Origin of the sequence: Mycoplasma sp. E35C (assembly GCF_019873825.1) — a bacterium.
GTDB lineage: Bacteria > Bacillota_I > Bacilli_A > Mycoplasmatales > Mycoplasmoidaceae > Mycoplasmoides.
In genome coordinates this window covers 242,890-257,160 of sequence record NZ_CP068418.1, presented here as the reverse complement: position 1 = coordinate 257,160, position 14,271 = coordinate 242,890, and the positions used below count along the sequence as shown (strand labels likewise).

Genomic DNA, 14,271 nt, shown 5'->3' with positions numbered 1-14,271 from the left:
GTAACAGGTGTATATCGTGTTTGTGTATTAATATACTCCATAGAAAGGAGGTAATCCACCCCCACGTTCTCGTAGGGGTACCTTGTTACGACTTAACTCCAATCACCGGCCCTACCCTAGACATGCGCTTCCTTGCGGTTAGCAACACGGTTTTAGATATTACCAGCTCTCATAGTTTGACGGGCGGTGTGTACAAGACCCGAGAACGTATTCACCGCGACATGGCTGATTCGCGATTACTAGTGATTCCGACTTCATGAGGGCGAATTGCAGCCCTCAATCCGAACTGAGACCAACTTTACAGATTAGCTCCACCTTACGGTTTGGCGACTGTTTGTATTGGCCATTGTAGCACGTTTGCAGCCCTAGACATAAGGGGCATGATGATTTGACGTCATCCCCACCTTCCTCCAACTTACGTTGGCAGTCTCGTTAGACAAAGTAACTAACGATAAGGGTTGCGCTCGTTGCGGGACTTAACCCAACATCTCACGACACGAGCTGACGACAACCATGCACCACCTGTCACTGGGTTAACCTCCATTATATTTCTATAACTTCGCCCAAGATGTCAAGTCTAGGTAAGGTTTTTCGTGTACCGTCGAATTAAGCAACATGCTCCACCACTTGTGCGGGTCCCCGTCAATTCCGTTTGAGTTTCATTCTTGCGAATGTACTACTCAGGCAGGATGTTTAATGTGTTAACTGCAGCACCGAAGTATTCGCTCCGACACTTAACATCCATCGTTTACAGTGTGGACTACTAGGGTATCTAATCCTATTTGCTCCCCACACTTTCAAGCCTAAGCGTCAGTATTGGCCCAAGTCCTCGCCTTCGCCTCTGGTGTTCTTCCATATATCTACGCATTTCACCGCTCCACATGGAGTTCCAGGACTCTCTACCAAACTCTAGACTAGAAGTTTCCAATGCATACAATCGTTAAGCAATTGCTTTTAACACCAGACTTTCTAATCCGCCTGCGCTTGTTTTACGCCCAATAAATCCGGATAACGCTTGCAACCTATGTATTACCGCGACTGCTGGCACATAGTTAGTCGTTACTTATTCAAATGGTACCGTCAGATCGTTAGCTTTCCACTCTAACGATTATTCTTCCCAAATAAAAGAACTTTACAATCTAAAAAGACCTTCATCGTTCACGCGGCATTGCTCCATCAGGCTTTCGCCCATTGTGAAAAATTCCCTACTGCTGCCTCCCGTAGGAGTATGGGCCGTGTCTCAGTCCCATTGTGGTTATTCTACCTCTCAGCATAACTACACGTCATCGCCTTGGTGGGCCATTACCCTCACCAACTAGCTGATATGCCGCACCCTCATCTTATAGCGAAGCAATTGCTTCTTTAAAGTTATTCTCATGCGATAGTTAACTTGTTATGCGGTATTAGCTAATCTTTCGACTAGTTATCCCCCACTATAAGGCAGATTGGATACGTGTTACTCACCCGTTCGCCTCTAATGTATTGCTACATCCGATCGACTTGCATGTATTAGGCATGCCGCCAGCGTTAATCCTGAGCCAGGATCAAACTCTCAGAAAATGACAGATTCTATTCAGTTTTCAAGGAACATTTAACAGTTGCTAGAACTTAATCTGACAACCTGGATAATGATAATACAAAATATTTTGTTTGTCAATAACTTTATTAAATATTTTTTTAAGATTTTTTTATTATGGTTTTATCAAACTTTAATATAAAGTTTAATAACGCATTAAAAAATAGGCCAAATTCAGGCCTATTTATGTATGAAATTAATTAATAATAACTATATGAATTTTGGTTTAATAATTTAGTTATTTAATTTTGTTTGTTTTAATCGTTAATTTTGAAGATTAATTATTGATTATTAATTTCATTAAGATTTTTATTTTCTTTTTTTAATTGAGCTTTTTTAATAAAGCGTTGCATCGCTAAACCAATGTCATACTTACTTATGAATTCACGATATTTATGAGCAAAAGGAATTGAAATAATCCAGTTACATAACCACGCAGCTATACCATTAATTGGTTGCATTCAGATGTATAAATAAATATTATTTTGATCAATCGAAACATAATACATAATAAAGTATGTTGGAATGAAAGTAAATAATCCTTGCATCAATGAACTTATTCAGGCTAAACCAATCCGTTGAGTTGATTGGAATAATAATTGAGCATTCATTCCTAGTGCGATAAAGATTGCTTGAATTAAGGTGATTTTTAAGATCAAATTAGAAGCAATCAACTTATCACCTTGTTCGATGTTAAAAAAATGTTGTAAGAAAATATCGTTTAGTCCAAAAATAAATAAACAATAAACAATGATCGAATAAGTTAATGCAATCATTGGAACGTATCAATAAATTTTGGTGATATCCTTATAATTTTTCTGCCCAAATTTATAGCCAGCAATCGTTCTTCCACCATTGATTAATCCCCAAACAGATTGCAACATTAAGTTACTGATTGGCGTGATTGATCCAAATAAAGATTGGTAATAATTAGGGGGTAAATCTGATGCTACTTTTTCTGAAACCGTGACGAGATTGGTTTGAAAAATTGCATTTGAAACTGATAGTGAAGCATTTCTAAAAAAGCTGGCTAAGCCTATTAGAAAAATTAAATATAAATAGTTTCAATTGAAATTAATTTTTCTAAACATTCCCTTATAAACTAAGTATGTTTCTTTACGTTTAATTAAGATAATGTTGTAGATTAAATATGCTAAATAATTCGTAGTTCACCCAATAACAGTTGCATAAGCAGCAGCTGTGATTCCTTGATTGGTAAATCGAATTAATAAGTAGTCAAAAACAATATTAACAACATTAGCTAGCGGCGGGATGATTGAAATGAACAATTGTCTTCCTTCTGATTGGTTCAATAAGAAATACATTTGGTTCATTGTTTGAATTGTGAATAAACCAGCTAGTACATAAACATAATTACTCGCATTTTGTACTTGCAATTCTTGGAAGCGTTCATTGAATTTAACAATGATCATTGCAGCATGCGAATTTAAATCTAAATTTGGATCATTTAATTTTGCATTTGCACCATTAGCTGAACTGGTTAATCAGATTTTAGCAACCCCAACAATCACGATCGAACTAAGAATGCTGATAACTAAATTAGTAGTAAATCCTGTCGTTCATACTTCTTTGATTTTACGTTCATCACCACTTCCTAATGCTTTTGAAAATTGGTTAGCTAACCCCATGGTAATCAATAATGTTAAAGCATTAATAATTACGGTAATAGGAGCAGAAATTGAGATCGAAGAACGAATTAAATCATGAATTGTAAATGGTGTTTTATTTAATTCTTTTGTCGCACTTAAATAATCGTTTTGATAATCATAACTACCAGTGCTATCAGCGAAATTAAAATAGTTATTATCAAAAATTGAAGTGGGGTTTAAATCATCAGATTTAACAACAAATTTAATGATCATAATTTGATCAATAAAAATGTATAAAGCAGCAAAAAACGAAACAAAGATTGCAGGGATAATAAAACGTAATAAAACAATAAAAAGACGAGGATCGTCGAACCGTTTTCTCATCTTTTCATTTAATTTTTGTTTTGATTGCAATCTTTGATCGTTAGTATTTAACATTTAGTTGCTCATCTTTTGAAGTTTTTAGATAAAATTCAGAACCCACAACCATATCATCATTTAAGATTAAAATTCTGTGGTCTTTTGGATCATGTTTTTTTAATCCTAATTCAGCTTCTGAACAAATCATTCCACACGAAGGTTTGTTAAATAATTCAGATTTAACAATGTGTTTTCCTGTATTGATGAACCCACCAACTTGAACTACAACAACCTTAATGCCTTGTGAAACATTAGTACCACCGCAAACAATTGATAAAGGTTCATCTTGATTGATATCAACAAGACAATGATTTAAATGAGTTTTTTCAACTTTATTTACTTCAACAACCTTACCAACAACATAAGCTGATGATAGTTGGTTTACTTCTAATAAATAGTTTTGTAATAACACCTTTTTTAATTCTGGATTTAAGAAAATTAAACCTTCATTATGTATGGTGTTTTTTAAATCTTCTTTTTGTGAAACATTTAGAATGTTAAAACTCACAATTTGTTGATTTTCATCGTAAAAATAGATGACATCGCCAACTTGTTTATTGGTAGTAATCTTACTTTGATCTTGAACATAACCAATCAAAGTATCTTGAAGATTTTTGAATGAATAATATAAGCTAACTTGCATATTAACTAGTCTTCCATTTGTACTAATAATGCGTAGTTTGAAATCCCCGTATGTACGGCAATAACAGGAGAAAATTGGGTAATTTCAATTTTAATATCAGTCTTTAAAAGTTTTTGGAATTCTTCAGCAATTTTCTGATTCTGAGCATCATCTAAAATCGTTGTAACAACGGCAGCTCTTTTAATTTTTTTAGATTTAATTTTAATTTTTTCTTCTAAAAATTCGATTAAAGTTTTCTTAGCTGCTAAGTCAGTTTTTGATTTTTCAAAATACTCTAAACCACCATGGTTAGGCATCATGCTGATTAGTAATTTTAGTTTTAATGTTTTAACAAAAATTGCTTTAAACCCTTTTAAACGACCGCCAGCAATTAGTTGACTCACATCAGAAACAACTAAAACTCCACCAAAATTATTTTTTAGTTTTGCAATGAATTTCTCAAGTTCTGTTGGGTTTAGTTCGTTATTTTTAGTTAGTAAGAAGTTTCTAATTTCTTCTAACATTCACACAATCCCAATTTCAACATTACCTAAATTGAATGTGAAAAATTTCCCTTTGAAATCTTGCTCACAACTTTTTCAAGTTGCATAGTTACTAGAAAGTTTTTCTGAAATAGGTAAGCCAATAATATAATCGTATTTTTTAGCTAATTCTTCAACAGTTTGGTGTAAAACCCCAATTGCTGATTGTGATGTTTTAAACTTTGATCCATCTTTAATTTTGGCATCAAGTTTTATTAAATCCATATCAACACTTGCGTTATGAATTGTTTGTTCGTTATTTTTAGTTTCAATAATTCCTAACGGAACTAAGTAAATATCTTTTGATTCATCACCTAAAATATTCGAAGAAGAATCGATAACGAATGCGATTTTTTTCAAAACAAAACCTTCCTTTTATTTATTAATAAGAAAACTAAGGAACAAAGTTCCTTAGCCCTATATTTTTATTTTTTAAAGAACTATTCTAATACTTCAACTACAGTTCCAGCACCTACAGTTCTACCACCTTCACGGATAGAGAACTTAGAACCTTTTTCACAAGCGATTGAAGAAATTAGTTCTACTACGATTTCAGTGTTGTCACCAGGCATAACCATTTCAGTTCCTTCTTTAAGTTGGATTGAACCAGTTACGTCAGTAGTTCTGAAGTAGAATTGAGGTCTGTAACCATTTAAGAAAGCAGTGTGACGACCACCTTCGTCTTTCTTAAGTGCATAGATTTCAGCTCTGAATTTTTTGTGTGGAGTAATTGAACCAGGTTTAGCTAATACTTGACCACGTTGAACATCTTTACGATCAACACCACGTAATAAGATACCAGCGTTGTCACCAGCAATAGCTGAATCAAGTTCTTTTCTGAACATTTCGATACCAGTTACTACTACTTTTCTAGTGTCAGTAATACCAACGATTTCAACTTCTTCACCAACTTTAAGTTGACCACGTTCAACTCTACCAGTTACAACAGTACCACGACCAGTAATTGTCATAGTGTCTTCAATTGGTAATAAGAATGGTTTATCAGTTTCACGATCAGGAGTTGGAATGTATTCATCAACTGCTTTCATTAATTCGTGAATCTTTTCTTCTCATTTAGCTTCACCGTTTAAAGCACCTAATGCTGAACCTCTAATGATTGGAGTGTTATCACCGTCAAATCCGTAAGATTTTAATAGGTCTCTAACTTCCATTTCTACAAGTTCTTGCATTTCTGGATCATCAGCAACGTCACACTTGTTTAAGAATACAACCATCTTAGGAACACCAACTTGGCGAGCTAATAAGATGTGTTCACGAGTTTGAGGCATTGGACCATCAGTAGCTGATACTACTAAGATACCACCATCCATTTGAGCAGCACCTGTAATCATGTTTTTAACGTAGTCAGCGTGCCCTGGACAGTCAACGTGAGCATAGTGTCTGTTAGCTGTTTCGTATTCTACGTGAGCTGTGTTAATTGTAATACCACGAGCTTTTTCTTCTGGAGCAGCGTCAATTTCATCATAAGCTTTCGCTTGTGAAGTACCTAATTTAGATAACACGGTACAAATAGCTGCGGTTAAAGTAGTCTTACCATGGTCAATGTGACCAATTGTTCCGATATTAACGTGAGGTTTACTACGTTCGTACCTTTCTTTTGCCATATTTTAAAAAAATTTCTCCTTAAAATTCAAAAGTGGCAACGGTTTTGAACCGTGCTTACTTAAGATTTATTGTCTTAATGCTAATATATTATATTATTAAAAACAATTTTTAAATAAAAAGTTTAAATAAATTAAAAAAGACATAGCATTTTAGCTATGTCTTCAAGATACAATTTTTGAATTTAATGGCAGGGGTGACAGGACTCGAACCCACAACACTCGGTTTTGAAGACCGATGTTCTACCATTGAACTACACCCCTAGATTAAATGTTATTGTTTTAGTTCTTTAATATATTGAACTAAATCGTTTATTGTTTTAATCTTCATCAGTTTTTCGTCAGAAAATTCAATTTTAAATTCTGCTTCCAAACTTACGATAATATCAAACAAATCTAATGAATCAATTCCTAATTCTTTGTAATTTTTATTGATATTAGATTCGTTTATAGTCACTGCCATTTTTTTCTTTTTAGCAATGCTATTGATGACACTTAAAATATCCATAAACGCCCTTATAGTATAACAATTTAATTTTTTTATGAGTAGTATATTTGTTTAAACTATAAACTAAATTAAGCAATAGATGGCTTATTATCTTCTTTAACTTTAATTAAAAATTGATCTCAATATTTTAAGTTTTTATCTTCATAAACAATAGGTTTCTTAAACGATCAAGTCACATTTAAACTAATTGAACGGCTAGGGTTTTCGATGAAATAATCGATATTAATGTAAATATCATCGTTATTATTACGAAACATTTTATGTGATCTGATTGCTTTATAAATTCAACTCTTAATGTTCTTTTGAAAATACACAACATCAAAACCACTAAACGGTCGGTTGTTATTATCTTGATACAAATAATCACGATAATTAATCAAATTATCAAACTCGTTAATTTTATGTAAATGTTGATGAATATTTACGTAATAATAAAAGAATTCTTCATTATCTTCTTTATTTTCTAAGGGGTATTTTTTAGTTGGTGGAATTAATTTATTTTGTTGGTGAATTTCTTTAATATTATCTTTTTTGTCATCGATTTCTTTAACTGATGATTTAGTACTAGATAAATAAGTAGCAACAGCTAATCCAATTGTTCCTAAAAATAAAAATGAAGTGAATAAAGCAATGGTAATTTTCTTATAAGTTTTGTTCATTATTCAAGTACTGCATATGAGCTAAGCGATGTGATAGTTTTAGGAAAAAATGCGATGAAATCTAACTTATTTACATTATCTAGTCATGAAAAATAATTGAACGAATTCGAAGTTTCTAAATAGTATTTAACGTTATTAACTAACAAGTTAATTTGGATGTTGTAACTACCACTTCCTCCTCTAGGTAAAAAGAAGTAGTGATTGTTATTCATATCACGTTCAATAACTTCATTTTTAATCGTGTCATAAATATAGCTTGGTTCTAAACTAAACTTAATTTCACTATTTGGGGTGTATGTGGTTTGTTTACTATATGTTTTATCAATCGTTTTTGACGAACCATTAGCCGAAGTCGCATAATTAAAAATGAATTTGTAATTAAAGATTGTTACTGTTGAATTAATTTTTATCGTTAATAATTCTTTAATTTGATCTAAATCACTTAAAAAGTTATAGTTTGGTTGATATCAACTAAGCGTTTCTTTTTCATCGCCTTTGTATTTGGTGCTGATTTCTTTTTCACCACGATTTAGTTGCAAGAAAATGTAGTTATTATACGTAATTTTAGTTGTAATTCGCGAAGCACTTAAGTTCTCAATTAAGATTCTTAAAGCATTACTTTCTAGATTATTTTTAATGCCATCTAAAATGTCTTTTTGCAAATAAAAATCAATAGCAATCGGAACTTCAATTCCTTCTTCAAATTTATCAACTTCAAGTTCATCAATCGGAATACTTACTTTAATTCAGTTTTTCTTAATTTTGGTATCACCTTCTGATGCTATACGGTTTAAAACTGTTGGATAAATTTTGTTATTTACCAGAACATTACTTTGGATTAAATTTGGTGGTAAAAATGACTCATTTTCAATATTAACTTCAAAGTGAAGATTAATGCTTTTTTGATCTGATCAAGCATTCTGAAAAACCAAGGAAGATCTGAAATAAATTGGTAGTCCATATTCATCTTTAATTGGTTCATTTTTATCGTTGGTTATTGGTTGTAATTTTCACCAATAATCTTCTTTGTTAATCGTTGTTGGTCCATCTTTATCAGCATTAATTTGATATGTAGTTGTGCTTATCATTATTGCTAAAAAAATAAATTCCTAAGGTCTGAAAGAAATTAGCACAGGCTTTCTTTAATGCTCGATAAAAACTTGTCGTGCTGTAATTAAATTCGCTACGATGTTTTTTCTTCACAAAGAACTCAATGAGCAATTGTCTTTCGTCTTTTTGTAGTTGTTTTAATGTGCTTTCAATTAAATTGACATATGAATGCATGGTTATGATCTCTTCTTCACTTGCTTTGTGATTAAACACAGCTTTTAAGGTCTCTAGATTTTCTAGTTTTCGCCTGAAGAAGTCATACCTTAATAGGTATTTCCTAGCATCATCAATTCACTTATTGGTCATACTTATTTCTCCTTGATTAAAAAACTTTAAACGGAATTTTATTTACTTTGCTTTTTGTATTAAAGATATGTTTATGTTTTCAAAAAAGAAGAAAAATAAGTGTTACATACTAATTAATTTTGGGCTTGATAAATAAAAATTCGGTTATTTAAAAGATCACAACATAGATTATTCACTGTTGTTTTCTTAAATAATAACCGATAATTTTGTTGATTATTCTATTTTTTTACTTATCCAGGTCAATTTATTTAAAACCAGATTTTTTAAATAAAAACCTATGGATAAAATACTACATTTTTTAGTAAGAACGAGCAAAGTAGATTTCTACTTTGGCTGGTTTATTTGAGATGAAGCAAACCTTGTCACTATTAGCATCTAAACGCTTAATAATACATCTAGAACTAGCTTTGGTTTTTTCTTTGATTTCTTTTTCGTATTGCTCTTCATCACAATAATAAACTTTAACAAATTTTCCAGCTTCAATTTTAGCAGCAAATTCATCAAAATTAGACGCACTATCAATTTTATCATTAAATACAGCTAGTGCTTTTTCGTATAATTTTTTATCAAATAAATCAAATTGCTTATTAACTTCATCAACGATTTGATCTAACTTAATAAATTGTTTTTGCTTACTAATACGATCAATTAAAATAATCTCATTTTTCTTTAAATCATTTGGTCCTAATAATAAGCTAAAACAATCACCACGAAGTTGAGAATTCTTAATTTTTTCACCAGTAGTATCTTTTGATAAATCTAAAGATACACGATATTTTTTAGCAAAAATACTTCTTAATTCTTCCAATTTATTTAATAGTTCTTCGTTAGTATTATCAAAAATACAGTTTAATGAAATGTGATAAGGAGCAACCTTAGTCGGGAAAACTAAACCATCATTATCACCGTGCGTCATAATGATAGCACCAATAATTCTGGTTGAAATTCCTGCTGACATTGTATGAACATATTGATAATCATTATTTTTAGTTTGGTATTTGATATCAAATGCTTTTGAAAAATTTTGCCCTAGATTGTGTGATGTTGCGCTTTGTAATGCCTGTCCATCTGGCATGATCGATTCAATAGTATAAGTGGTATTAGCACCAGCAAATTTCTCAGATTCAGTTTTTTCACCAGCCACATAAGGAATACATAAAACATCCTTGATGAATGATTTATATAGTTCTCAAATGTTTTTAGCAAAATCATCTGATTGTTGTTCATTTTCAAAACAACTATGAATTTCATGTCAGAAGAATTCACTGTTTCGTAAGAATGGTCTAGTGTTTTTTTCTACCCGAAAAACACTTGTCCATTGGTTATGTTTAATTGGTAATTGACGATAATTTCTTAATGTTTCTCTTCATAAGTTACAAAAAGAAATCTCAGATGTCGGCTTTAAGACATACTTTTCATTATCATTACTAGTTTTAGTAACAATAAATAATTCAGGAGCAAATCCCTCTAAATGTTTTTTTTCTAATAAGAAGTCATTGTAGTTAATTAAAGAAGGTAAACAAAGTTCTAATACCCCTCTTTTATCAAACTCATTAGTTAATTCTTTTTTGATTTCTTGTCACACTCTTCAACCATTTGGTAAGAATGACATAAAACCCTTAATATTTGAATAATGGATTAAATTTCCTTTGCTAATTACTTCTGTATATCAGTCAGAAATATTCTCTTCTTTAATAGAGGTTAGATTATTTTTAAAGCCCATAAACTATTGTTTTTTACCAAATACAAAGATAGATAATAAAGTTAAAACAAAAATAATAATAATGATTATAAGAATCACTAATGCCATTATTTTTTTATTTCTTGTGTATTTTGAAACTTCCTGATTTTCGTTATTATTCATCTTAATTACTTAACTAGTATAAAAAAAATTAATTTTTTTATATCTTATAGCTAACGAAATTAAATCAATTAACTGAAAGTATACCATAATCGCAATTGTATAGCTACCTAAATTTTTAATGTTATCCCTATAAATAAACGAATCAATTAATTGTCCTATTACTGATGTTCCATAAGCACCTAGTATAATTAATAATCTTAGGATTGATTCAAATTCTAACGAATAAATTGTTATTAAATCCTTTTTTATTGAAGGAATTACGTATAATTTTAGGATTTCTCAGTTCGTATATAATTTTGTTTTCATATTATCGATTAATGTTCAATTTAACGAATTAATCGATTCATAAATTCTTTTGGATAGTGATGTTGAAATATGAAATGAACCAATGATAGCTATTGTTGATATTCCTGAATTAAATAACGGATTAAATATCCTAAAAAGAATGATTATTGGTATTGTTCTGATGATTAAAAACAGTGATTTAAAGAAGATTGAAACATATTTATTCACTAAATTTGATGAAATTACAGCAAATATGATCCCTAGAATTAATGTGATACCTAAAATTAAAACTGTTTGTAATGTTAAATTAATGAGTAATAAAATTGGATTTTGATTAAACGATTTTATAGTATAAAAACTTTTATTAAAATTAAATAAACGTTCAAAAAAGTCGGTAAAAATTAACAAATTATTAGTTTTTAAATTAATTGATAAGATTGAATATAAGCTAAAAATTATTAATGATAAAAGTATTCAATAAGAAACTATTTTTTTTATAAATATCTGTTTTTTTACATCTTTTTTGGGATCGTAAGATTTTCTTTTGATTAAGTATTTTTCAAATAAAAATAAGATCATTTCATTAATCAATAAGAAAATCATTAAAACAATCAAGGGGATTAGTATTTCTCCAAAATTGTTTAATTTTATCGGATCGTTAATTAATTGTCCTAATCCCAATAATCCAACAGCAGATAAAACAGTTGTTCATCTAAAATTAGATTCTAATGAATAAGCGAATAAAACTAGGATCTTGGTTTTTATATCAACATAAATATTATTTAAAAATGCTTGGATTTTGTTTTGAGATCGCATTAATGACAATTCAAATTGATAAATTTTACTGTTTTCAATGTAATCTGAAATGTATTTTGCAGCTCATAACATTGAAAATCAACCAATAATTATTAATGCTGAAAGATCAGAATTAAACGAAGAATTAAATAAATTAATGAAGATTACAACAGGAAATGATCGAAAGAAAATTATCGTCAATTTAAGCAATCATGCCGTTAAATTATTGGTTATTTTTAATGCTGATAAATAACCTAAAAAACAACCTAAACTAAACCCAATAACCGTTCCTGTAACTACATATTTTATCGTTGTTCATAAATAGCTAAACGTCTTAATTAAAAGTGAAGAACTATCAACTTTTGATTGGTCAAAAATAGCTAAAAAATTATTCTTAAAAACCGTTATTCCATAGGCATTAAAATTAACATTTATAACAGCTAAAGAAATAATGAATAAAATTAAAAAACATGCAAAAAATACGGTAAATTTGTTAATTTTTAGTATTTTAAAAAATTTATTATGCATCATATTTTTGCTTAATTTTTTCAACAGTTAAATCGTCTGAATTTTCAAATAAAAATGTCTGTTGATTTTTAATAATTAATATCTTGTCTGCAAACTTTTTAACAATGTCTAAATCATGAATTGATATGATCACAGGACAACTAAATTCTTTTGAAAGTTTTATTATTTCCGAAACAACATTTTCAGAATTTAAATAGTCCAATCCTGTTGTCGGTTCATCAATGATTAACAGCCTTGGTTTTTGAAAAAAAATCTTAGCAATTTCAACTCTTTGTTTTTGACCACCTGATAAATTTTTAATTAACTTATTAATGTGTTCTGATAAATCTAATTTTTCTAAAACTGCTTCAACCTTTGCTAGCTGTTTTAGTGATGTGTAACCAAAAATTCGTTGGTATCATTTTTTCTTAATATTTCTTAAAACGTTTTCAAAAACATAATCATCTGCAATAAGGTTTGGAACTTGATCTAAAAAACCAATATTTCTAGCAAACTTTCTTATTTGTGATTTATTAAGATCTAATAAATTCTGTTCATTAAATAAGATTTTTCCAGATGAAACTAACTTCTTATTAGTTATTGAATTTAATAGTGTTGTTTTACCTGATCCAGACTTACCAATTAACATTAATATTTCTGAACCATTTAGTTCAAAATTTATGTTTTTTACCGTAAAATCTTTATATTTTTGATGTTTTAACTCAAGATTTTTAAACTCTATTTTGTTATTCATTATTAATTAATTTTTAGATAAATCCATGAACTCAAAAACTTCTTTTTCTGGATCATTAATTAGTTTGTAATGATTGTATCCAACTGTCTTTCCATATTCATCTTTATTTTGATTTGAGAGTTCAATAATACTTTCGCTTATTGCATTAACAATTTCTTTATCTAATTTTTTATTAAACACACCAATATCATATAAAGCTGGGTTGGTTAATGATAAAACTTCAACTTTTGAGTTATTGTCATTTTTATCTCAAGTGAAGCTTGGGACTTGTTTATTATTGTTTTGAGTTCAAGCAAAAGAATTCATATCATCAAACACAATATGAACATCTTTATTTAATCCAATTTCTCTACCTTTAATAATTTGATAGTTATTAATTGTTAAATCAGTTTTTTGAAAATGTTTTTTTAATAAATTCAATTGGTAAAGATATTTTCCGTTAGAAGTTGTATTACCTCCACCAATTCCATAGCTAGCAAACTCTTCTCAGTTTTTATCATTTCACGCTTTTTTGATTTTAGTTAATGTATCAACATCACCTCCAATCAAAATCATGCCACGGTAGTATTTAACTAAGCTATCGCTTGTGTCATAAAAATATCTATATTTATTCCCATCCCACATGCGATTATCATCTGTTCATTGCTGATAAGGAATTTCATTGAATAAATTATTTACTTGTTCACTAACTTTATTTAGTTCTTGCCCATAAGCTAATTCTTGATTGTCATACTTAAATGCTCTTGTTAGCGTTTGAATTTTTGGCAAAACTTCATTACTATCTGTATTTCTTAATGCTGAAGATGAAACAAAAGCAAAATCAGTTAAATTAGCTTTAATGTTATCAATAATCGTATTGCCATCTGAAATTACATTGATATTAATTTTTATCTTCTTATTAAGTTTATTTGAAACTAATTCAGTTAATTTATCACGATATGAATCTAAAACAGAATTGGCATCATGGTCAATCTTTAATTCAAAACGTAATTCATCATTGCTTCTAGCACATGACGAAGCAATTCCAGCTAAAAATAAACCAGAACTTAGTGCTAAAAACAGTTTTTTTCTTATATACATTAAAAAAGCTC

Annotated in this window: 13 protein-coding genes, 1 tRNA gene and 1 rRNA gene; all 15 read right to left on the bottom strand. The window is 29.7% G+C overall.

Annotated features, from left to right (window positions below; translation table 4 throughout):
* Positions 1 to 43 precede the first annotated feature (43 nt).
* Positions 44 to 1,560: ribosomal RNA gene (locus JJE79_RS01130) — 16S ribosomal RNA — on the bottom strand.
* A gap of 297 nt (positions 1,561 to 1,857) precedes the next feature.
* The gene (locus tag JJE79_RS01125) at positions 1,858 to 3,624 is read right to left on the bottom strand and encodes an MATE family efflux transporter (protein WP_222926654.1); all 1,767 of its coding nucleotides are present in this window, start codon (positions 3,622 to 3,624) and stop codon (positions 1,858 to 1,860) included.
* On the bottom strand, positions 3,611 to 4,249 hold the full coding sequence (gene ytpR / locus JJE79_RS01120) for a YtpR family tRNA-binding protein (RefSeq protein WP_222926653.1): 639 nt from the start codon (positions 4,247 to 4,249) through the stop codon (positions 3,611 to 3,613). Before ytpR ends, JJE79_RS01125 begins: the two co-directional genes overlap by 14 nt.
* A 5-nt stretch (positions 4,250 to 4,254) precedes the next feature.
* The gene (locus JJE79_RS01115) at positions 4,255 to 5,130 is read right to left on the bottom strand and encodes a DegV family protein (RefSeq protein ID WP_222926652.1); all 876 of its coding nucleotides are present in this window, start codon (positions 5,128 to 5,130) and stop codon (positions 4,255 to 4,257) included.
* A gap of 80 nt (positions 5,131 to 5,210) precedes the next feature.
* Positions 5,211 to 6,395, bottom strand: a complete 1,185-nt coding sequence (tuf, locus tag JJE79_RS01110) for an elongation factor Tu (protein ID WP_222926651.1) — start codon at positions 6,393 to 6,395, stop codon at positions 5,211 to 5,213.
* Positions 6,396 to 6,581: 186 nt separating this feature from the next.
* Positions 6,582 to 6,656, bottom strand: a tRNA-Trp gene (locus JJE79_RS01105).
* A 10-nt stretch (positions 6,657 to 6,666) separates the two neighbouring features.
* Positions 6,667 to 6,900, bottom strand: a complete 234-nt coding sequence (locus tag JJE79_RS01100; protein ID WP_222926650.1) for a phosphopantetheine-binding protein — start codon at positions 6,898 to 6,900, stop codon at positions 6,667 to 6,669.
* Between the two features lie 68 nt (positions 6,901 to 6,968).
* Positions 6,969 to 7,559 (bottom strand): DUF5452 domain-containing protein, encoded by a 591-nt coding sequence (locus tag JJE79_RS01095; protein WP_222926649.1) that lies wholly within the window; start codon positions 7,557 to 7,559, stop codon positions 6,969 to 6,971.
* A complete protein-coding gene (locus JJE79_RS01090) occupies positions 7,559 to 8,647 on the bottom strand; it encodes a DUF5443 family protein (protein ID WP_222926648.1) in 1,089 nt (362 codons plus the stop codon). The genes JJE79_RS01095 and JJE79_RS01090 overlap by 1 nt, the downstream gene beginning before the upstream one ends.
* A complete protein-coding gene (locus tag JJE79_RS01085; RefSeq protein WP_222926647.1) occupies positions 8,619 to 8,975 on the bottom strand; it encodes an MG284/MPN403 family protein in 357 nt (118 codons plus the stop codon). The genes JJE79_RS01090 and JJE79_RS01085 overlap by 29 nt, the downstream gene beginning before the upstream one ends.
* Positions 8,976 to 9,273: 298 nt before the next feature.
* Positions 9,274 to 10,698, bottom strand: a complete 1,425-nt coding sequence (proS, locus tag JJE79_RS01080; protein WP_222926646.1) for a proline--tRNA ligase — start codon at positions 10,696 to 10,698, stop codon at positions 9,274 to 9,276.
* A 3-nt stretch (positions 10,699 to 10,701) separates the two neighbouring features.
* A complete protein-coding gene (locus JJE79_RS01075) occupies positions 10,702 to 10,839 on the bottom strand; it encodes a hypothetical protein (protein WP_222926645.1) in 138 nt (45 codons plus the stop codon).
* Positions 10,840 to 10,848: 9 nt separating this feature from the next.
* Positions 10,849 to 12,447 (bottom strand): ABC transporter permease subunit, encoded by a 1,599-nt coding sequence (locus tag JJE79_RS01070; protein ID WP_255565859.1) that lies wholly within the window; start codon positions 12,445 to 12,447, stop codon positions 10,849 to 10,851.
* Positions 12,440 to 13,180: an ATP-binding cassette domain-containing protein gene (locus JJE79_RS01065; RefSeq protein WP_255565857.1), complete on the bottom strand. Its 741-nt coding sequence runs from the start codon at positions 13,178 to 13,180 to the stop codon at positions 12,440 to 12,442. The genes JJE79_RS01070 and JJE79_RS01065 overlap by 8 nt, the downstream gene beginning before the upstream one ends.
* A 6-nt stretch (positions 13,181 to 13,186) precedes the next feature.
* On the bottom strand, positions 13,187 to 14,260 hold the full coding sequence (gene cypl, locus JJE79_RS01060; protein ID WP_222926643.1) for an ABC transporter thiamine pyrophosphate-binding lipoprotein p37/Cypl: 1,074 nt from the start codon (positions 14,258 to 14,260) through the stop codon (positions 13,187 to 13,189).
* Between the last annotated feature and the right edge of the window lie 11 nt (positions 14,261 to 14,271).